This is a genomic window from Alishewanella jeotgali KCTC 22429, assembly GCF_000245735.1.
Taxonomy (GTDB): domain Bacteria; phylum Pseudomonadota; class Gammaproteobacteria; order Enterobacterales; family Alteromonadaceae; genus Alishewanella; species Alishewanella jeotgali.
The window spans coordinates 90,421-111,791 of the sequence record NZ_AHTH01000004.1; the positions used below are offsets into that span (position 1 = coordinate 90,421).

Annotated in this window: 19 protein-coding genes and 1 riboswitch; of the genes, 4 read left to right on the top strand and 15 right to left on the bottom strand. The window is 51.3% G+C overall.

All coding sequences use genetic code 11. The annotated features are described in order from the left end of the window. Positions 1-60 precede the first annotated feature (60 nt). Entirely contained in the window at positions 61-1,908 is a 1,848-nt protein-coding gene (locus tag AJE_RS01440) for a GGDEF domain-containing protein (protein WP_008949337.1), read from the bottom strand. Positions 1,909-2,091: 183 nt separating this feature from the next. Next, positions 2,092-2,487 carry a VOC family protein gene (locus tag AJE_RS01445; protein ID WP_008949338.1) on the bottom strand — a complete coding sequence of 132 codons (396 nt, stop codon included), beginning with the start codon at positions 2,485-2,487 and terminating at the stop codon, positions 2,092-2,094. 330 nt (positions 2,488-2,817) lie between these two features. On the opposite strand from AJE_RS01445, the gene AJE_RS01450 reads away from it, so the two are divergent. Beyond that, the gene (locus tag AJE_RS01450; protein WP_138984182.1) at positions 2,818-3,942 is read left to right on the top strand and encodes a hypothetical protein; all 1,125 of its coding nucleotides are present in this window, start codon (positions 2,818-2,820) and stop codon (positions 3,940-3,942) included. A gap of 91 nt (positions 3,943-4,033) precedes the next feature. On the opposite strand, the gene thiH is transcribed toward AJE_RS01450, so the two are convergent. From thiH to thiC, 6 genes are read right to left on the bottom strand one after another with little or no spacing between them, the layout of a single operon-like run. Then, positions 4,034-5,260 (bottom strand): 2-iminoacetate synthase ThiH, encoded by a 1,227-nt coding sequence (gene thiH, locus AJE_RS01455; protein WP_008949340.1) that lies wholly within the window; start codon positions 5,258-5,260, stop codon positions 4,034-4,036. After that, the gene (locus tag AJE_RS01460; protein ID WP_008949341.1) at positions 5,257-6,027 is read right to left on the bottom strand and encodes a thiazole synthase; all 771 of its coding nucleotides are present in this window, start codon (positions 6,025-6,027) and stop codon (positions 5,257-5,259) included. Before AJE_RS01460 ends, thiH begins: the two co-directional genes overlap by 4 nt. A gap of 2 nt (positions 6,028-6,029) precedes the next feature. Beyond that, a complete protein-coding gene (gene thiS / locus AJE_RS01465) occupies positions 6,030-6,230 on the bottom strand; it encodes a sulfur carrier protein ThiS (RefSeq protein ID WP_008949342.1) in 201 nt (66 codons plus the stop codon). 23 nt (positions 6,231-6,253) lie between these two features. Continuing rightward, complete coding sequence (locus AJE_RS01470; RefSeq protein ID WP_008949343.1) at positions 6,254-7,024, bottom strand: HesA/MoeB/ThiF family protein; 771 nt, start codon at positions 7,022-7,024, stop codon at positions 6,254-6,256. Continuing rightward, entirely contained in the window at positions 7,012-8,673 is a 1,662-nt protein-coding gene (gene thiE / locus AJE_RS01475) for a thiamine phosphate synthase (protein ID WP_008949344.1), read from the bottom strand. Before thiE ends, AJE_RS01470 begins: the two co-directional genes overlap by 13 nt. Then, complete coding sequence (gene thiC, locus AJE_RS01480) at positions 8,657-10,450, bottom strand: phosphomethylpyrimidine synthase ThiC (RefSeq protein ID WP_420167164.1); 1,794 nt, start codon at positions 10,448-10,450, stop codon at positions 8,657-8,659. Before thiC ends, thiE begins: the two co-directional genes overlap by 17 nt. A gap of 250 nt (positions 10,451-10,700) precedes the next feature. Beyond that, positions 10,701-10,814: riboswitch (TPP riboswitch) on the bottom strand. A gap of 144 nt (positions 10,815-10,958) precedes the next feature. On the opposite strand from thiC, the gene AJE_RS01485 reads away from it, so the two are divergent. The 3 genes from AJE_RS01485 to AJE_RS01495 all read left to right on the top strand — a co-directional run bounded on the left by AJE_RS01485 (position 10,959) and on the right by AJE_RS01495 (position 16,768). After that, the gene (locus tag AJE_RS01485; RefSeq protein ID WP_008949346.1) at positions 10,959-12,917 is read left to right on the top strand and encodes an exoribonuclease II; all 1,959 of its coding nucleotides are present in this window, start codon (positions 10,959-10,961) and stop codon (positions 12,915-12,917) included. A 170-nt stretch (positions 12,918-13,087) separates the two neighbouring features. After that, positions 13,088-14,266, top strand: coding sequence for a glycerophosphodiester phosphodiesterase family protein (locus AJE_RS01490; RefSeq protein ID WP_008949347.1), 1,179 nt, complete (start codon positions 13,088-13,090; stop codon positions 14,264-14,266). Positions 14,267-14,410: 144 nt separating this feature from the next. After that, positions 14,411-16,768 carry a TonB-dependent receptor gene (locus AJE_RS01495; RefSeq protein ID WP_008949348.1) on the top strand — a complete coding sequence of 786 codons (2,358 nt, stop codon included), beginning with the start codon at positions 14,411-14,413 and terminating at the stop codon, positions 16,766-16,768. An 80-nt stretch (positions 16,769-16,848) separates the two neighbouring features. On the opposite strand, the gene AJE_RS01500 is transcribed toward AJE_RS01495, so the two are convergent. The 7 genes from AJE_RS01500 to AJE_RS01530 all read right to left on the bottom strand — a co-directional run bounded on the left by AJE_RS01500 (position 16,849) and on the right by AJE_RS01530 (position 21,284). Continuing rightward, positions 16,849-17,211 carry a hypothetical protein gene (locus AJE_RS01500; RefSeq protein WP_008949349.1) on the bottom strand — a complete coding sequence of 121 codons (363 nt, stop codon included), beginning with the start codon at positions 17,209-17,211 and terminating at the stop codon, positions 16,849-16,851. Positions 17,212-17,236: 25 nt separating this feature from the next. Further along, on the bottom strand, positions 17,237-17,839 hold the full coding sequence (locus tag AJE_RS01505) for a GNAT family N-acetyltransferase (RefSeq protein ID WP_202799362.1): 603 nt from the start codon (positions 17,837-17,839) through the stop codon (positions 17,237-17,239). A 106-nt stretch (positions 17,840-17,945) separates the two neighbouring features. Beyond that, positions 17,946-18,554 (bottom strand): RDD family protein, encoded by a 609-nt coding sequence (locus AJE_RS01510; RefSeq protein ID WP_008949351.1) that lies wholly within the window; start codon positions 18,552-18,554, stop codon positions 17,946-17,948. Positions 18,555-18,645: 91 nt separating this feature from the next. Beyond that, positions 18,646-19,059: a hypothetical protein gene (locus tag AJE_RS01515; protein ID WP_008949352.1), complete on the bottom strand. Its 414-nt coding sequence runs from the start codon at positions 19,057-19,059 to the stop codon at positions 18,646-18,648. 122 nt (positions 19,060-19,181) lie between these two features. Beyond that, positions 19,182-19,520 carry a tRNA-binding protein gene (locus tag AJE_RS01520; RefSeq protein WP_008949353.1) on the bottom strand — a complete coding sequence of 113 codons (339 nt, stop codon included), beginning with the start codon at positions 19,518-19,520 and terminating at the stop codon, positions 19,182-19,184. 64 nt (positions 19,521-19,584) lie between these two features. Next, positions 19,585-20,793, bottom strand: coding sequence for an alpha/beta hydrolase (locus AJE_RS17910; protein ID WP_008949354.1), 1,209 nt, complete (start codon positions 20,791-20,793; stop codon positions 19,585-19,587). A gap of 269 nt (positions 20,794-21,062) precedes the next feature. Continuing rightward, positions 21,063-21,284: a hypothetical protein gene (locus AJE_RS01530; RefSeq protein ID WP_008610328.1), complete on the bottom strand. Its 222-nt coding sequence runs from the start codon at positions 21,282-21,284 to the stop codon at positions 21,063-21,065. Positions 21,285-21,371 lie beyond the last annotated feature (87 nt).

A 21,371-nucleotide genomic window follows, 5' to 3' on the forward strand; every position in this document is an offset into this window, starting at 1 on the left:
AGGGCCAAAGCAGTCAGTATTATGACTGACTGCCAGTATGACAAGACTGTGATAACACTTTCAATTTAAAACTGCGTAGTCCTTAGCAAAATAACTCCGATTCCGCCCGGCTTCCTTAGCTTGGTACAGCGCCTGGTCTGCCAGTGTCAGCAATTCAGCAAGCTGCTCGGTGTCGTGCTGTAATCCGGCAACACCTGCGCTAAAATGCAATGGATAATCCGGCGCCAGCTTCAACCGTTCGGCAGCCGCGGCACTGCGCAACCGCTCCAGTATGGAATTAGTCTCGTCACGATCTACTCCCTGTAATACCAGCAAAAACTCCTCGCCTCCCCAACGGCCGAATACATCCCCCGGGCGCAGCACTTTATCCGCCATCTTGGCGAAGCATTTCAGCGCCTCATCCCCGGCATCATGACCATAATGATCGTTGCAGGTTTTAAAGCGATCCAAATCAAGTAGTGCGACAAATAGCGGCTGTTGCCGAGCTTTGGCATGGGCAAAGGCTTCCTGTGCTCGCGCCTCTGTATAGCGGCGGTTTGCCAAGCCGGTTAAGGGATCAGTAAAGGCCATCTGCCGGTAAAAACGTCGGTGTCGCAGCAGCATCATCACGATAATGCTAAGCAGCAGCGTTACTATAACACCGCTCACCATGAGTAAGCGGTGGCGGCGATCCTTTTCTACCGCCTCTAGGGTTTTGCGCTCCAGGCTTTGTACCAACTGTTCTACACGAAACCGCGCCTGTATGAGCCTGTTATTGCGTGCCCAGCTGTTATCGCCAAACTCCAACAGTTCGCTTAAGGCGACATTAAGATCTGACACCGCAGCTTCGTAATGACCCAAAGCGGCATAAGTTTGCCCTCTGATAAAGTAATACCTGTAGCCATGATAACCGACGTCCCAGCCTGGCCAGTCCTTAGCTAACGATTCAAGGATCACCATGGCTTGCCCGGGTTCTTTATTCGCCAGCAGCGCCGCCGCATAATTCACATTAGTGCTGTATTCGGTGATATGCCAAATACCCTTTAGTTTAGGTAAGCTGGCGCGGCAGCTTTGCAAAGCCTCTGCAACCCGCCCTTGCTGCTCCAGCACACCACAAAGCCCGGCTTCGGCGTAGGCCTCACCAAAAGGATTGTCGGCCCGTTGTGCCGCTTCGGCAGAGCGGCGAAAGAGCTGTTCGGCGTTTTTCAGCGATTGGCTATCCCGTTGCCTCCACCAGGAAAACGCACTCATATATAACTCATTGGCAACCATATCGTGCATTTGCTGAGCCTCGAAGTAACGCAGCGCCTCTTCGCTCAGCGCCCGACCGTAGTCACCATCTGTTCTCAGGGCAATCTGCCCCAGCACTGATGCTGCTTCGGCACGCATCCAGGCCAGCGACTCATTATCCGCATTCCGGTAAGCATTTGAGGCCAATTCAAAGGTTTCGCCATTAAGTGCTTCGATGTCTGCCATAACGGAGGCAAGACGAATTTTCAGACAAAGCGAGGTCGGTTGATTGACAGGCAATAAGGCAAGCTGCGGTAGCAGCCTATCGAGGGTTTCATCAACTGAGGCGCGTAAGCCGCCACCGTAAAGATTAGCAATCTGCAGATGCAATAATGCCGGATGATCGGCCGGCAGTACCTGCGCCGCCTCTAAAGCAAGCGGGAGCTCGGTTTTCTCCTGGCCAAGCATGCGTTTAGCTTGAGCGCGCGCAGCTTCCAGCCAGGTGCGCCGCTCAATCGTCAGATCTGTCTGGCCCAATACTTGCTCAATCGCAGCTAAAGCCTGATAAGGTTGACGGCCGATGTCTTTGGCAAGTGCCTCAATCTCCGGATCACCACTACCCAGGCAACTGGCGGACGCCGAGGCATTAAGAAACAACAAACCGCTGCAGAGTACAATTCCTTGCCAATCTAATCTCATCCCTTCTCCCTACGACCGCTCGGGCTGGCTTGCTCAATTCACTTTAAACAATAATATTCACAAGCTCAGCCATATCGCAAGCGACTACAAGTACTGATTATTACCACACCAAAGCAGCGCTGTTAGCTGGTACTTGGTTAAACGTCAGGCTACAGCTGAAATCTGCTAATTGTTGCTTCCGGTTTATTGCATTGAATGCAGGCCAATCAGGTTGCCCTCAGTGTCACGCACCAGCGCGCAAAACCCATGCTCACCAATAGATTGCTTCTGTTGCACGATCTCACCGCCATATTTTTTGGCACGAGCTGCCTCTACGGCGCAATCCGCGCAGGCAAAATATACCAGGGTGCCGCCGGCTCCTGGAGAAAAGCCATCCATTTTCACCAACATACCACCAGAACCATACTGCGACATCCCGGCTTCTTTATCCATTGGGAAAAACCACATATCCATTTCTACCTCAGGGATCGGACTTGGCATATTCTGCAGCGTCGTGGCAAAGACGGCTTCATAAAAGGCTTTTGCCTGGGCCATATCAGCGACATAAATTTCAAAATGCACAACAGGATTGGTTTGCATCTTCGTTCTCCAGCGTTCGGTGTTTAAAAGTTTTACACCTTAAGAACAGTATATAACCCAACTATAGAAGGTATTCACCCAATATGAGTAACTTGGTGACCCAAAGCGCCAGCAGTGATACCTGCGTTAAGCCCAAACTCACCGGTTTGAATTCAAACACCTCGTAACAGACGCTGGTAAAAAAAAGTGTCGGCTTTCTTTACACTTCATATTCTAATTATATCTCAATCCAACATAAGGCATTGAATACATTGTTTTTTTAAAACTGGAACGCTTCATGCATTACGAGAGTCAATAGTACTTTATACGTAGTTTGTTATACACCAAGAGGTGACCAACATGAATATGAAAACAAAATACCTGTGTACTCTGATGCTGCTTGGCACCAGTTATTCCGCTTCAGCGGCCTTGGTGGATCTTACCGGCGCCGGTTATGTGACCTACGGAGATTTTAATTCCTACTCACTGCCTATTGCGTCACTCCAAAACGGTTGCTACCCATTCAATAACTCCTGTCCGCTGTACATACCAGGTTCAGTTGGACAAATTAGTGACAAAATTGTGATTGCCAGTGGTGTTCCCGGTGCAGGTATCAACACCAGCCTTAGCGGTGTGGAACGTGCTTACGAAACGCCTAATAGTAGCTCTCAAAATTTCTTTAGTACTGCCATTAATCCAGATCCGAATGGTGCTGGCGAATTCTTTGGTGACAAAGCCAATACCTGGGACATTACATTACTTGCCTTACGTAATTATCTGGCTGGCGAAAGCATGGCGTTGTTTTTTAACAACAACAATAATAATGGTGGTAATTTACAAAGCCTGGCAGCCTGGGCGCAGTTTGAAGTTACCGACAATAACGGCAATCGTCTGGGCATTTTCGATTTTACTAACAATGGCGGTGCATATGATCTCATTTCTCAAGGCGGTGGCGGGCAATTTCTTGGCGATCCCACTGCGTACACCTCAACCGGTGCCGGTCCACTGATTGGTAACAACAGTAGCACCGACTATGTATTAGCCGGCGGACCAATCTGCCTTGATACCACCAGTGCAGCAGTTCCAATTCCTGTTCCTTGTGATTCTCCACTTAAAGACTTTGGCCCGGTTAACCACAACTTGGGCTCAAATGCTGCAGCCTACGCTGTCGTTGCACCAGAGCTTAATGCGCTGCTAAAGAATCTTTTTACATTGGACGACGCTCTACTGGCAAACTACACCATGCATGTTGATCTAAGACTGGGTTGCGATCCTCAGTTTGGCGCTGTGAATGATGAGATTTGTACCGGTGCGACCTCAGGTTTTGGTAAGAACCTGAATAATGGCTATGAGCAGCTATTTATCGGCACAGCCAGATTCAGTGATGATCGGCCACCAGTCGATGTTCCGGTGCCAGCGGTACTGTTTTTATTCGGCACTGGCTTGCTGATCATGCGTCGCTTCTCAACTAAATAAAGCGGTTAACAATCTCTAACACCGAATATGCGCCCCGTTCAGGGGCGTATATTTTTCTACTTAGCTGCAATTTTTGCCACATTAGGTGCAACTAGCACTCTGAATTGATTCTATAAATCTGCCCTAATCCGACATCCCAATCCTTCCACACCGGCTGCAGCCCGCGGCTGGCCATGCTGGCCGCAACCTGCTGGGCAGAGCGCTGATCATCGGTGCTAAACTGCTCCAGACTGGCCGTTACATCGGCATAAGCGCCGGGGGCAGTACGCGAGCCGGCACTGATACTGGTAATGGCCAGCGGCACCACATGATCGCGAAAATGCGCCGATTCCCGGGTGGATAAACTGAGCTCCAGCTCAGGATCAAATAAGCGCCAGGCGCAGATCAGTTGTACCAATTGTTTATCGCTGATCAGGGTATCGGATTGATGTTGCTGTAACACCTGATCGGCCAAGCCACCCGCGCAGGGGCGCAGTCGTGGAAACGACATATTGTAGCGGCTGCGCCAATAATGTTGCTGCAAGTAACGCAGGTGCAAGGCCAGATATAACGAGTCGAGCCGCCAATCGCCTAACCCCAGCAAAGCGCCAAGGCCTATTTTATCAACCCCGGCCTGCCCCAGTCGCTCTGGTGTTGCCAGGCGCCAGTCAAAATCCATTTTTTTCCCTTTTATATGGTGTTTGGCATAGCCGTGGCGATCATAGGTTTCCTGATACACCAACACGCCATCCAGTCCATACTGCCTGAGCTCAGCATAGTCCCGGCTGGCCAGCGGCTGTACTTCTAACAATACATAGCTAAAGTAGCGCTTTACCACCGGCAGCACCTGCTTAAAGTACGACAGCCCGACTTTTTTTTCATGCTCGCCGGCGACCAGTAATACCGTTGCAAAGCCCTGTGCCTTAATCGCCTGACATTCTTGCTCGACCTCAGCCAGAGTCAGGGTGCGCCTTTTTAGCGCATTACTCATCGAGAAACCGCAATAACTGCAATCATTCGCGCATAAATTGGATAAATACAGCGGAATATAAAACTGCAGCGCATGGCCAAAACGCTGGCGGGTAAGCAGCTGCGCCTGGCTGGCCATTTGCGCTAAAAAAGGCGCGGCCGCCGGTGAAATTAACGCAGCGAAATCATCCAGATCACGGCGCTTTTTTGCTAAAGCACGCTGCACCGCAGCTGCATCGGCCTGCATAATTTTTTGTTGCCACTGCTGGCTATCTTGCCTGGCCAGCAGCAAACTAAAGCCGCAGGGCTCAAGCTGCAGCGCTTGCGCATCATTCGCCATGGTTGCATCGGCTAAGGCATTGCTTGTCATAGGCTCTCCAAAAAGGCCGTTAACGGGCTGCTGGCTACGGCTTGTTGCTGACGGGCAGCTAAACCAGCTTGCTGGGCTAACTCCCCCGCTTCACAGGCCAGTTTAAAGGCTTGCGCCATCGCAATAGGATCAGCGGCACTGGCAATGGCGGTATTAACTAATACCGCGGTAGCGCCTAACTCCAGCGCCTCGCTGGCATGACTTGGTGCACCAATACCGGCGTCAACTATTACTGGTACTCGGCTTTGCTCAACAATAATGCGCAAGAAATCGCGGGTTTGCAGGCCCTGATTTGAGCCAATGGGCGCGCCCAGTGGCATCACCGCTGCGCAGCCAACTTCTTCTAAACGTTTACACAGCACCGGATCGGCGCCGCAATACGGCAACACCACAAAGCCTTTGGCCACCAACAATTCAGCGGCTTTAAGCGTTTCAATGGGATCGGGCAATAAATAGCGCGGATCAGGGTGAATTTCTAATTTTAGCCAGTGCGTTTGCAGTGCTTCACGCGCCAGCTCAGCCACAAACACTGCTTCTTCGGCGGTGCGAGCACCAGAGGTATTTGGCAGTAGCTTAACGCCCAGTGCGCTAAGCACCGGTAAAATTTCATCCTGACGTGTCATCAAATCGACCCGCCTAAGCGCCATGGTGACCAGCTCGGTACCACTGGCTGCTAAACTTTGCTGCATTAAACCAGCACTTTGAAATTTACCGGTGCCGGTTAGTAAACGTGATTGAAAAGTGTGTCCTGCTATTTGATAGGCCATATTTACCCTCCAGCTATGGCAGTAAACAGCATAATCGTATCGCCATCGTTAAGCGGCTGAGTATCCCAGCAACTACGCGGGATCACCTGCTGATTAATGGCAACCGCGATACCGGGGCGTAGTTGTTGTTGCGCGGCCAAAAATTCTGCCACAGTGCAAGGCGGCGTTAATGAAAAAGGTTGTTGATTAAAATAAATCAGCATCGCGTTTGCTCTCTTTAATCGAATTAGGGCGAAATAGGTCGGCTGTCGCCGGCGGCACAGATCGGACATGCCGGATCCTGTTGCAGCTGTAACTGACTACTCTGGCCGCGCAGGCCATCAAAACAGTGCAAGCGGCCAAAGGACAGATCGCCTATTTGCAAGAGGTGTTTAAGCGCCAGCAGCGCCTGCTGACAAGCAATAGTGCCAACCATGGGTCCTAATATGCCGCCCGCTAAACAGCTGGGGCTATCCTGCCAATCGGGGTATAAGCATTGATAGCAGCCCTGCCCCAGCCAGGGTTGAAGCGCCAATAGCTGCCCCTGCCAACCACTGGCGGCACCGCTAATCAGCGGCACCTGCCCTAAATAACTGGCCTGATTAATCGCTAAGCGGCTGCTGGCATTATCAGTGCAATCCAATACCAGATTAACCTCAGGTAACAGCGCCAGCAGATCAGGCAAGGTTAAGCGTGCAGCCAGAGGGGTAATGGCAAGATCCGGGTTTTGCGCCTGTAACCGCGCTTTGGCAGCATCGACCTTTAACTGGCCAACCTCGGCCGTGCTATAGAGTAATTGCCTGGGTAAATTGCTTAAGCTAACGCGATCATCATCGGCCAGCAGTAAATGCCCCACGCCAGCTCCGGCTAAATAGGACGCTACCACGCTGCCTAAGCCGCCTAGACCGATAATCAACACCTTGCTATACGACAATCGCAATTGCTGGCTCTCATCCATTTCCGGCAGCAGCAGTTGTACGCTATAGCGCAGCTGCTGGGCTGCTGTTAGTTCAGACATACTGCGTTGACCTCGTTTATAGCCTGCGCAAACTCTTTGGCTTGCGCCAGTTGCCGAACGTGTGCCTCCTGCTTAGCTTTTGCCAAGAGCGCCATCAGCAGCTGGGTTGCCTGTTCAGGATCGGCTGCTTCGGTAATGGCTGTTACCACCGCAATACTATTTACCCCGGTAGCAGCCACCGCCGCTATACGCTCAGCATTAATGCCGCCAATCGCTACCGTTGGATAAGGTGCTGCCAAGGCTACATACTGCGCCAGTCTGGCCACGCCTTGTGGCTGCGAGGGCATTTGCTTGGTTTTGGTCGGGAAAATATGCCCAAGCGCAATATAAGACGGCTGCAGCGCTTTGGCGCGAAGCAACTCAGCATAGCCATGGCTCGAAACCCCCAGGCGAATACCGGCTTGCTGTAAAGCATGAAGATCGGCGGTTGCTAAATCTTCTTGCCCCAAATGCACGCCATAGGCGCCAAGCTGCAAGGCCAGCTGCCAGTGATCATTAATAAACAGCTGCGCCTGATACTGCTTGGCCAGCGCAATGGCTGCCGCAATTTCAGCACTCAGCTGTTGCTGATCAGCCGTTTTAATTCGCAGCTGGATGGTGTTAACCCCCAGCGGTAATAACCGCGTTAACCAGGCTACCGAATCAACTACCGGGTACAGCCCCATTTCCGCTTGCGCTAAAGGCGCAAAAGCGGCGGATGGCGGTGTTAAATCCGCTAAGCTCGCCCCCTGATACAGCGCCTGTACCTGCGCCGTATTAAGCCAAAGTGGAAAATGTTCGACGGCAACAGGCAATGGCAAGTGGCTTAAGGTGCCAGGCCCCTGCCCCGTGGCATAAGCCGCACTCAGCCCGCGGTTAAGATAGGCTTTGGCTAGCACAACGGCATCATCTAACGGATATCCTAGCGCCAGACCACTGGTAATAGCACTCGCTAAACTACATCCTGTGCCGTGATTATGCTCGGTATCAATTCTGGGGCTGGCTAACCAGTATTGCTGCCTGGTCGATGCCAGATAATCCAGCGCCAGCTGTTTACAACCACTGGCATGACCGCCTTTTACCAATACCGCTCGCACCCCTTGTGTCAGCAAGCACTCTGTCGCTGTGATGATCTGTTCAGGGGTTGTTACCGCTAAGCCGGTTAAAGCGGCTAATTCCGGCAGGTTGGGCGTCAGTAAACTGGCAAAGCGATACAGCGCTGGCAGCTCAGGCAAGGCATCCGAGCCTGGATCCAGCGTTAGCGTATCACCGCAACTGGCAATTAACACCGGATCGATTATTACCGGTATCGTTGTCGGCAAGGTTGCGAGTAAAGTTGCGAGCTGCTGCTGTTGCGCGCGGCTCGCCACTAAACCAATTTTAATGGCGACTGGCGGTAAATCGGCCAGTAAAGTTTGCCACTGCGCGGCCAGCATCTGTTCAGATACCAGCTCCACCCGCGCCACTTCTACCGAGCTTTGCGCCGTGATTGCAGTGATAAGGCTACAGCCATGCACGCCAAAGGCGCGCATGGTCAGTAAATCCGCCTGAATACCAGCGCCACCACCCGAGTCAGAGCCGGCAATAGACCAGACAATCGCTTTGGTAGCCTCAGTTTTATTGCTACTCACTTTAGCCGCCTGCGGCATCAACTCAAAGTGTGGCGGCATAATCACGTACATCCTGAGTAATTTTCATGGAGCAGAACTTCGGGCCACACATTGAGCAAAAATGCGCGCTCTTGTTCGACGCTTGCGGTAAGGTTTCATCGTGATACTGACGGGCAGTTGCCGGATCCAGCGCCAGATTAAACTGATCTTCCCAGCGAAACTCAAAACGCGCCTTCGACATCGCATTATCACGAATTTGTGCACCCGGATGCCCTTTGGCCAGATCCGCAGCATGGGCAGCTATTTTGTAGGCAATCAGCCCCTGTTTCACGTCTTCTTTATTGGGCAGGCCTAAATGCTCTTTTGGTGTGACATAACACAGCATGGCGCAGCCAAACCAACCGATAAAGGCGGCGCCAATGCCCGAGGTGAAATGATCATAACCCGGAGCAATATCGGTCGTCAGTGGTCCCAGGGTGTAGAATGGCGCTTCATGGCAGTGTTTCAGCTGCTCATCCATATTCTGCTTAATCAAATGCATCGGCACATGGCCCGGGCCTTCAATCATCACCTGTACATCATATTCCCAGGCGATTTTGGTTAGCTCCCCCAGGGTCGCAAGCTCAGCAAATTGAGCCTGGTCATTGGCATCATAAATCGAACCCGGACGCAGACCATCGCCTAACGACAGCGACACATCATAAGCAGCACAAATTTCACAAATTTCCCGAAAATGCTCATATAAGAAATTTTCGCGCTGATGCGTTAAGCACCACTTGGCCATGATCGAGCCGCCACGCGATACAATGCCGGTCAGACGCTTGGCGGTCATTGGCACATAAGCCAATAACACCCCGGCATGGATAGTAAAGTAATCAACGCCCTGCTCGGCTTGCTCTAACAAGGTATCGCGAAAAACCGGCCAGGTCAGATCTTCAGCCACGCCTTTGACTTTTTCCAGCGCTTGATAAATCGGCACTGTGCCAATAGGTACCGGGCTATTGCGGATAATCCAGCTGCGGGTTTGGTGAATATCGCGCCCGGTAGACAGATCCATCACCGTATCGGCGCCCCAGCGCGTGGCCCACACCAGCTTTTCCACTTCCTCTTCAATGCTGGAGGTCACTGCCGAGTTGCCGATATTGGCGTTCACCTTTACCAGAAAGTTGCGGCCGATAATCATCGGTTCGGCTTCAGGGTGGTTAATATTGGCCGGAATAATGGCCCGGCCAGCGGCCACTTCGGCGCGGACAAACTCCGCTGTGATTTGCGCAGGTAAGGCCGCGGCATAGGGCTGCCCCGGATGTTGATGCGTTAACAAGGCACTTTTAACCTGATCGCGGCCCATATTCTCGCGAATGGCGATATATTCCATCTCCGGGGTGATAATACCGGCGCGGGCATAATGCAATTGCGTAACCCTTTTACCCGGCTTGGCTTTCAAAGGTTGCCGGTTTAACCGATGCGGCACTGGCGCTTCCAGCTGTTGCTGCTGACTAAAGCGCGAACTTAGCCCCGATAATTGCTCAGTATCCTGCCGCTCTAAAATCCACGGCAGGCGCAGCGGCGCTAAGCCATCTTCAACACTGATGCAGGCTTGCGGATCGCCATAAGGGCCTGAGGTATCATATACCGGCACGGCTTCATTCGGCTCAGTAATGGGCGCTTCGGGCGTGCCACCAACCACCGTATCAGCCAGCATAATCTGGCGCATTGCCACCTGAATATCCGGCCGGCTGCCCGGTAAATAAAGGCGCTTCGAATTGGGATAGGCCTCGCCTTGCAGCTGAGCAATAAAATCGCGTGCCGCCTGGCGCTGTGCGCGACGTGACGATATGCTGGACTCAACAAGGTTAGATGTCGCCTGAGTTGGGGCTGTTTGTGATTCTGGGGTAAATAATTCTGTGTTTGACATAGCAATCTCACCAAAAAGTTAAGGGAAAATGCTTGTCAGGAGTGTTGGATAGGATTAAGTGTCAGCAGCAGCAAAATCAAACTGCTATTCAGCAGGTCTTGCCTTGCTTATCAGATGACACAACTCAGAATAGAGATTTGTAAGCCTCGGTATTCGTAGCTGGTCAGCTGGTACATAATCACTACTTGTTCCCTTCGCAGGTATTAGCCTGATCAGGTTCAACGGATCCCGCAATGCGGTCTCAGCTTCAGGGCAATATCGCCCTGATGCACTCCGACAAGTTTGTATCTTGGTCTTGCCTTTTTAATTAACCATAAATTTACCGAAAAGAAAAGCCCGACTTGCGGCCAGGCCGGCAACAATACACACCGGTTGGCTTCGCCGGCATAACCCCGTATTATGGCGGCGAATTTGGACAGAGTAAGAATCTATGCTGCAAAATAACCCGCTGTTAGCCCAGCTGAAACAGCAACTGCGTGAATCGCTGCCCGTTAAAGAGGGTGTGGTCAGAGCCACCGCCAAGAACTTTGGTTTTCTGGAAGTCAGTGATAAAGAAAGTCACTTTATCAGCCCGCCACTGATGAAAAAGCTGCTGCATGGCGATCGCATTACGGCAGTGGTCCGTGAAACCGATGATAAAACGCAGGCCGAGCCGGAAGCGCTGTTAGAGAGTGGTCTGAGCCACTTTGTCGGTCGGGTAAAACGCTTTAAAAATCGTCTGCAAGTACTTCCCGACCTACCGTTATTTAAAGACGCCTTAAAAGCCAAGGCGGTAAATGGCGTGGAAGATAAAGCACTCAGTGAAGGCGATTGGGTGAAAGCCAGCCTGGTGCAGCATGCCTTAAAAGACGAGCAGTTTCTGGTCGAGGTGACGGAGCTGATTGCCAAAGCCGATGATGCCAACGCGCCCTGGTTAGTGGTATTGGCCCGGCATAATTTACCTAAAGCCGCGCCTGAACTTAGCGCCGAATTAACCCAGCTTGAGCTGGAACGCGCCGATCTTAGCGCCACGCCGTTTTTTACCATCGACAGCAGTAGCACCCAGGATATGGATGATGCCATTGCAATCAGCGAAACGGCCGAGGGCTGGTTATTGCAGGTGGCGGTCGCCGATCCGGATGCCTATATCCATGCCGGCTCAGCGCTGGATAGCATTGCCGCCGAGCGGCTATTTACGACCTATCTGCCAGGTCGCAATGTACCGATGTTACCACGGCAACTGGCCGACGAGCTCTGCTCATTGCACCCCGGCCAGTTGCGCCCGGCGCTGGTGTTACGCCTGCAGATCCTAAAAGATGGCAGCATCGGCTCGGCGCCAGAGTTTCAGCTGGCCACCATTTGCTCACAGGCACGCTTTGATTATCAGCTGGTGTCTGATTATCTGAGCGGCACTGGCGACTGGCAACCTGACTCTGAAGTAATGGCCAGCCAACTGCATAGTCTCTGTGCGATGGCAAAAGCCCGCCAGCACTGGCGTAAAACCCATGCCATCGTATTTCAGGATAAGCCGGACTACCGCTTTGCATTAAATGAGCAAGGTCAGGTAATCGCCATTCACGCCGAACACCGCCGTATTGCCAATGTGATGGTCGAAGAAGCAATGATCGCCGCCAACCAGGCTTGTGGCCGTTATCTGGCAGAGCAGCTGGGATTTGGTGTCTTTAATAGCCACAGCGGCTTTGAAAGCAGCAAACTTAACCCGCTCAATGAGCTGTTAGCCAGCTTTGCTGCACCAGTGCAGGGTGAAGCGTTGACGCAACTCTCCGGGTTCTGCCAGCTGCGTCGCTGGCTGGATCAGCTACCCACGCCTTATCTGGATAACCGGATCCGCCGCTACCAGGCTTATGCCGGCGTCAGTATCACTCCGGCGCCGCACTTCGGCCTGGGCGCCGAACACTATGCCACCTGGACTTCGCCGATCCGTAAATACAGTGATTTGGTCAATCAGCGCTTACTCAAAGCCATACTGCTGCAACGCCCGGCAGAGGCGCCATCAGAAGAACTCGCCAAACGTCTGGCAGAGCAGCGCAAAATTCAGCGACGGGCCGAGCGTGATATCGCCGACTGGCTATATTGCCAGTTTTTAAGCAGCGCCATCGACAGCGGCCAAACCTTTACCGGTGAAATTCAGGATATCAACCGCGCCGGGATCCGGCTACGGTTACTGGAAAACGGCGCTCAGGGCTTTATCGCCCTGACCAGCATCAACGACGAGCAAAACCCGCTTACGGCTAACTGGGAAGAAGGCCGCTGCTATCAGGGTGATACAGTACGGTTTGAGCTGGGACAACAGGTACAGGTAAAAATCAGCGACATTAATCAGGAAACGCAAAGCATCAGCCTGGCACTGGTGCAAGCGACGGTAGAGACAACAACAAGCGCCGACTAACTGCGCTGCCAGGGACTGCTACTCGCCAGAATAGCAGTCCCGCTCTGTGCTTTATCTGTAATTTCTGTGTAATTTATCTGTGCTTTCGCTGCGCTTTCTCTGTGCTTTAATAAAAGTGTCACCTTAGCTGACTAGGCTATAATTACACTTTATTATCATTTGTGCGCCTTATGTTAGCATCCTTATTGCTTATTCTCAGTTTGCCCCACGCCGAGCTCGGCCCCCGCCCCGGCTATTTAACCGACTTACTGCCTGAAGGTGACCTTAAACAGCAGCTTAGCGCCTGTTTACAGCAACCGGCGAAACGCCACCCGTTTTCAATTGGCCACCGCGGTGCACCCTTGCAGTTCCCTGAACACAGTAAAGCCTCGTACCTGGCGGCGATCCGCATGGGCGCCGGCATTGTCGAATGTGATGTCACCTTTACTGCGGATAAACAGTTGGTTTGCCGGCATGCGCAGTGTGACCTGCACCAGACGACGGATATCCTGCTGCGCCCGGAGCTGGCCGCTAAATGCAGCACACCTTTTACCCCGGCAAGCAACGGGCAAGCCGCCAGTGCCAAATGTTGCACTTCCGATATCAGCCTCGCTGAATACAAAAGCCTTTGTGCAAAAATGGATGGCGTTAATCTTCAGGCTGATAACTTAACCGATTACCTGAACGGCAGCCCGGACTGGCGTACTACCCTGTATCAGCAATGCAGCGCGCCACTGAGCCATCAGGAAAGTATCGCGCTGTTTCAGCAACACGGCGTAATGATGACGCCAGAGCTAAAAGCGCCGGAAGTCGCTATGCCATATCAAGGCGACTACAGTCAGCAAGACTATGCTCAGCAACTGATTAACGAGTATAAAGCAGCCGGCGTGAAACCTTCCGAAGTATGGCCGCAATCCTTTCAGCTGGCGGATATCCGTTACTGGCTTAAACATGAACCGGAGTTTGCCAAACAAGCCGTGTTTCTGGATGATCGCGTTGACGCTGAGCACTATGATCCGGCGCATCCGGAACAACTCAGCCCAAGCTTTAGCGAGTTAAAGGCCGAGGGCCTGAATATCATAGCGCCACCGCTATGGGTGCTGGTTAGTGTCGAAAATGGCAAACTGGTCCCCTCCGCCTATGCCAAAGCAGCACGCGCCGCCGGCTTACAGCTCATTACCTGGTCATTGGAGCGCTCAGGCCCACTGGCTGCCGGTGGCGGCTGGTACTATCAATCTATCAGCAGCATTACCAGTGACGATAGCATGACATTGCAACTGCTCGACGTGCTGGCACAACAGGTCGGGGTGATTGGCGTGTTTTCAGATTGGCCTGCCACCACCACCTTTTATGCTAACTGCATGTTATAACATTGCATATTTAGTAAATATTTCATCAAACTGAAATTCAATTTAAACTTTTCTGTAACATTCCAGCGGCACACTTAGCCTCCGTCATACTGGGCTGACCAGTATGACGGAACCTATAACCATAAAGCGCTTCTGGAGAATACCGTGCGACATTTTAACGTCAATTTGCTCACCCTGGCGGTGATCAGCGCCCTCAGCTTTCAAGCCCTGGCCGACCAAACCACGACACAAGCAGCATCACAGGATGCCGGACTGGCCGATGAAAAAGCCGTAGAAGTGATTTCTGTATTGGGTAAGCGCGTTAGCTATGCCAATAACACTACGGATGAAAATATGAAGCTGTTACAGGCGCCAATTGGCAACGTAATGGATCTGATTAATAATTTACCCGGTATTAACGTTGGTCAGGGTGATGCCTTTGGTAGCGATGATTACACCACTACCATCAGCATGCGTGGCTTTGTCATTGACCGCGCCGACCAGCAACTGGGCATTACTATAGACGGTATCCCGAATGGCGGCTCGGCCTACGCAGGTGGTAGCAAAGCCAACCGCTATCTGGATGTTGAGAACACCCGTCTGGTTGAAGTTGGTCAGGGCAGCGCCGATATCGCGTCCGCCTCACTGGATGCCCTGGGCGGTACCCTAAACTTTGTCTCTGATAATCCACAAACCGAAGCCGGTGCCCGCTTTGCTTATACCAGCGGCAGCCATAATGCCCGTCGCTACTTTGCCCGCTATGATACAGGCCAGATCGGCAACACCACGGCCTATTTCAGCGTGTCAGACAGCTTTAATAATCGCTGGATGGGTACCGGCAGTAATGGCCACGCAGATCGCCTGCACCTAGAACTAAAAACCGTCACCGAACTGGATAAAGCGCGCATCACGACCCGTTTATCCTATGACGATGCGCATGAAGACAACTATCAGCCGGTTTCTCTGGCGCACTTTAAACGCACGCCTCGCTGGGATGGCTTAACCACCGTTTGGACCGGTGATCCCGAAATCGATCAAAACTTTGCTGAAGCCTGGTCTACACTGCGTGAAAATACGCTGTTTTATGTGAAAACCGAGTGGTATCTGTCGGATAATCTGGAGCTGGATATTACCCCTTACCTGCACCTGCAAAATGGTCGCGGTGACTGGTTACCACCGTTTCAGGTGTATGCCACTGACGCCAACGGCAACCGCCTGAATAAAGGCGCTGGTGTCCGTCGTCAAAACTATACCCATGTTACCGCCGCCGGCATTCCGATCCTGGATGGTAATAATAACCAGCCGGGTGCCAAGCGCGTGTCATCATACCGGCACACCCACTATGATAAAACCCGCTACGGTACTACTGCCAACCTGACCTGGGATCTGGATAACCACCGTTTGCGCAGTGGTGTCTGGCTGGAATCACAGCAACGTAACCAAACCCGCGACTGGCATGATGTTGTCGATCCGCGGGTTTCCTACGAGTTTAATGCTCAGCCATACTGGGTACATTTTGATGACGACTATAAACACAACGTCGCCAAATTCTATCTGCAGGATCAAATCACTCTGGGTGATCTGCAGCTAACCCTTGGGGTGCAAAAATACCTGGTCGATATCAGCCGTACCGACAACTTAAATGGTAAGGGCAAGGACAAAATTGACAGTAACTCATCCGTGTTACCCAGTGCCGGTGTGGTTTATGCCCTGAACAACAATCTGGAGCTATTTGCCGGCTATTCGAAGAACTTTAAAGCCATTGCCGACAGTATCCTCGAAGGCAAGGCGGCAGCCGAGCTGCAAAACCTGAAGCCGGAAACTGCGACCAATATGGATCTGGGGATCCGCTATTTCGGTCAGCAGTTTAGCTTCTCCACCGCTATCTATAATGTCAAATTTAACGACCGGGTGGTATTACTGCGTTATGCCACCGCAGCCGATGGTACGCCAAACTATCTGGCCGCCGGTGATGGTAACTTTGACAACGTCGGTGGTGTTAATGCCCGCGGTATGGAAAGCAGCCTCGACTGGCGTCTTAGCCAAAACCTGAGCCTGACCAGTTCTTTAACGCTTAACCGTGCCGAGTACTCGCAAGATGTACTGGCCAGTAAAACCACGCCGGCCGGTGCTCCGGTATTGGTAAGGGATTACCGTAAAGGCGATAAACTGGCGGGTATTCCGGAGAAAATGTTGTCATTAGCGCTGAACTATCACGATGGTAACTACCGTGCTGGTGTAAGTGCTAAGTATGTTGATAGCTATTTTGGTGCCGCAAAACACACCTTTGCCAGCGACGGCAGCGAAGTGTGGAACCGCGACAAACTGCCTACCCACACCCTGCTAAATGCCTATCTGGGCTACGAAAAAGCCCTGGATAACAGCAGTTTCTTTAGCGGCGTAGATTTAGCTTTTGTGATCAATAACCTGACCGACAAAGACTACATCACCGGTGGCAGCGAAGGCGCTTACCTGATTGGCGCCGGCCGCACTGCCAGCTTTACTGTAAGTTTAAACTTCTAGTAATAACCCACCTCTTATGCTTATGGAGGTGGTTTAAGATTAACTACCAGATAGCGGCCTGCTCTGCAGGCCGTTTTTTTTCAGCCCAAATAACCCTGCTGCTGATAATACGCCAAACCAGCCGCTGTTAAGGAGGCTAGCTCTGCAAATAACTCAGGCTCGACGGTTTTAAAATTAAAACAGGATTTGCCCTGCATCCGCGCCCGCAACGCCGCTGAAATACCATCTAACAGTTCGGGCGCCAGATAAATCGGCATCAAATGGTAGCTGACATAGTTTTTCTTTAGTTGCACCGCACCGAAAAACAGTGGCTTTTTATTCTGTTGCAAAAAGGCAGTATCCAGATATAACTGCTCTGGCTCATCATGCGTTACTACCAGAACAGCAGCATGCTGCGCCAGCAGTGGCCGTAACGCCTGATACACCTGTTCTAAATTTGCCATCGTCACTCCTCGGGCAACAAGCTCCCTAGCCAACATTAGTGCGGCGCAGCAAATATTCCAGATGGGCGCGCACCTCTGGCCACTCTGCCTGATGCAGGCTATACATGACGGTGTCGCGGATAGTACCGTCACGCCGCAATGCATGGCCGCGGATCACGCCGTCCTTTTTCGCGCCCAGCCGTTCAATAGCGCGCTGGCTGGCAAAGTTAAAGTTATCCGTCCGCCAACCGACCACATTACAACCCAGCGTATCAAAAGCATGACTAAGCAACAGTAGCTTACAACAGGTATTAACATGGCTGCGCTGCACACTTTTGGCATACCAGGTATAGCCAATTTCTAATCGTTTCACCTCGGGTAAGATATCATGGTAACTGGTGGTTCCCAGTACCTTACCGCTGCTGGCCTCAATTACAGCAAAGGCAAAGCGCTGCCCGGCCGCCCGGCTTTGCAGGGCGCGTTCAATATAGCCGCGTGTATCTTCTGCGGTCGGCACCGAGGTAACACGCAGTTGCCATAACTCACCATCAGCCGCTGCCGCTTGCAAGCCGGCTTCGTGTTCAAGTGCCAGCGGCTCCAGGCGCACATCGTCCCGCTGTAATATTACCGGCCGAACAAAAGTCATCATCTTCCTTATTTAGTCACGTGTTAACACTAAGTCGTAAAATCGACCAACGCAGCACCAAGTATTCGATGCGCACACTCATCACAGCTATACTCACTTTACGCTTTGGTCAGTCAGGTCGAGCCACATTGCATACTTTGGTTTTGGCGACATAGTCATGCAGGCATCTTCTCTGCTTACCAAAAATCATCAAGGGGTTTATAAAACCAACTATGATCTGGCCGATAATCGTTAATTGATGTGTAATCGTGACCGGCAGCATCCGTAAGAAGACGATTCTTTTCCAATCAGCTTTGGTACCATCGAGGTTCTCAATTCTGATAGACATTAAATACTTACCAATGGTTTGAGCGTTGGTGTAAAGCAGATAACCATGCAAAACGGCAACCACTACAAAGCCATATAATATACTGCCGAGAATAAGCGACAACGTTGGCTGCCGAAAGGCGTCCAGGCCAACGTAAAGAATCATTGGTATACAGGCGATTGCATTAATCAATCCATCAACGACTACGGCAAATAACCTATCAACTCGAGATGCCAAACTCCCTGCCGGATTAGGATTAAGGGTAACTTGCGGTGGCAGCTCTTTTTCCTTTTCAGCGATACGTTGATCGATTTCCCGAGCGCGGTCCGGATAGGCCTCTCGATCTATCGATTCGGCCACAGAATATAATTCATCCAAAGAGTATTTTGAAAAATCAACATCCAATTCCATTCTACAACTTCCTTTTTATAAATAGCGGCCTGTTAAATTCAGGTCTTAGATTGAGCTTAGTAAGAGTGATTATTCAAAGATTACACAGCAATCAAGCTTTAACGGCCTTATTGCTACGTACCAAAAAGTAAAAACACGCAGCCAGCAGCAGATAACGCGGTAGCATAACCAGCAGATTATCCAAAATGATGGGCTGAGCTTGTAGCGTAAAGTACAACTGCGTTAACACCAAAGGAGCTAACAGCAACAAATAACAGCTAACATCAGGCTTTTTAATCAATAATTTAACCACAAAAGCCAAGATTAAGAAGGCGGCAGTCAAAGGTACTGCGATGGTCAGTACATCAACCAGGGTAAAAGCAAGCACCGTTGATACCTGCGCCAGGGGTCTAAGCAGCTCAGCCGGGATAGCGATAGCTGCGCCAACGCCAATAATCCAAAGCGCTGCATACGCCAGCACCAAACCTAGGATAAGGGCGGTAGCCCGATTTTTTAGTTGTTCCATAACATTTCACCTTATTATATTCATAGCCTGGCGGCTGCATTCACCATGCTTATTCACCATGATATGAGCTAAAAGCCGTTACAACGGCAGCTACTGCAGTTATAACCGGGTACCAGCAAACATTAGAGCAAGCGAGTTCCCAGCGGCACCTCCTGATCCGGCACACAAAGCGCGACATCGCCGGCCGCGTTATGAAAACCGGTTACCAAACACTCTGACATCAGCGGGCCAATCTGCTTGGCAGGAAAATTGGTTACCGCTACCACCAGCCGGCCAACAAGCTCATCTGGTTGATACAGTACGGTAATTTGCGCACTCGACTTGCGTACCCCAATCGCCTCGCCGAAATCTACTTCCAGAATATAGGCCGGCTTACGTGCCTGCGCAAAGACTTTAGCACTGATGATGCGGCCAACCCGTAGCTCTACCTGCAAAAAATCTTCAAAACTAATGGTTTTCATACGGCTCCGTTAATCTATTATCCGCTCGTGTTGCTTGCCATAGCATCACAAGGTTGAACTCATCCTACTCGTTTCGCGGCGCAGTATCTTTATCTGAGCGATTAAACAACCACAACATCGCCTGGCGGTAACTCTCCGTACTACTGGCAGCATGAGTCCCGTTATCTAATGTAATCACTCGAGTTTGCCATGGTGCCTCGGCTTCAGTCTGCCAGTGTTGCTGCCAGTTTAACGCTGCCTGACGTAGTTTGGGCCAATCCCGTGCACCACTGGTGAGCACCAGACCCAGATCTGGCTTCGTTGCGGACGGCGGCGCGCTAAAAAACATCGCGGCTCCCGGCTCAAAGGTCGGATTACTGGCTATTCGCCCCCAGAACAAATCAGGCTGGGTAAACGCAGAATAAAGTACAAAATACCCTCCCCGACTCTGACCAAATAAAATTTGTTTGCCACTATCAATTCGATAACGTCTGGCCACCTCTGGCATTAATTCCAACTCCAGAAAACGCTGAAAGGCCGGTGCGCCACCTTGTTCTACCGAGGCATCAGCTGTCGGCGCCGAAAAATCATAACTGCGTTTATTTACGCTACTGTCAAAAGCGCCATAGGCAATACCGACGATAATGGCTTCCGGTAAGTCCTCATCATAAGTTAGGAATAAATGATTTGCCGCCAGGATCGGAAACAGTGAATCACCATCCAACAGATAAACCACCGGGTAGCGGGTCGTTGCGGTGTCATAATCGGCAGGTAGACGCACATAAATATGAAAAGGTCTGTTGACCTCGGCAGAATCGAATTTAAAGTAGTCGCCCTTTAATGCCGGCAGAAAACTTAACGGCGCGCCAGCCGGCGCTGATATATTTTTTAGTATTGCCAATAAGATAGCAACACCCAGCATTAAGGCAGCCCCCCCAATAAACGCCAGATAGTGGCGAGAGGCGCTAACCGCTTTCGCAGCAAAATGACGATGCCATTGCCAGGGTAGCAAGAGTAGCGGCAGTGACGTCAGCACCAATAACCAACCAAAGCCAGTAAAGGCCCTGGCGGAAAAAACGTATTCAGCGCTATAGATAAATGCCAGACCGACCAGCATCCGGATCACAATTTCCAGATAATGCAGCCGAGCAGAGCTGGCAAAACCGAGCAAAAAAGACTGCGCTTGCTGGGGTCGCAACAGCGCCACTAGCCCAAGCGCAACCAGATAGCCGCCAGTCAGGCTTACGAGTAGTAACGCCAACAAAGCAATCATTTCATTAATAATCTGTGCCAATAAAAATTCCGAGTTTATTGCTCAACCGGCTTGTCACTCTATCACCTGCGCGTAACGCCCCAGGTTGCTTACATACTGATGAGCACGGCGTAAATGACAACGCCGATTAATCTAACAGTAGCGCAATAAATACGCCAGCCAATGGCAAGTCAAACCCGACCAAACAGAGTATCCAAGCTCGCGGCTCTGATTTTGGCGACATGATTAAGCTGTAACACCGGCGATACTGAAAACAGCGTACAGATGGCGCGCCAGCCATCTATATGCGTTTAGTTTTTCTCTTCTATAGCCTTTACTCTGGCCCGGATATCGTTGATCACTAAAAAGGCGCCAAAGAACACAGCACCAAAGATCGCAGCAGCGAAAAGTCCAAAGATGGCGCCGAAAAAGCCGCCGCTTTGCCAGCCGGCAACCAGGCCAACCAACAAAAATAGCCACAGACCAATTTCCAGCAGCACGGTATAAAGGTTAATAACGATTTTAGATAACATAGTATTTCCTTCTTTCCCCCGGTTATTGTTTTCCGTATAAGTATCAGCGAGGGTTACTGACCTTATTACTTATTAGCGATACTGCAG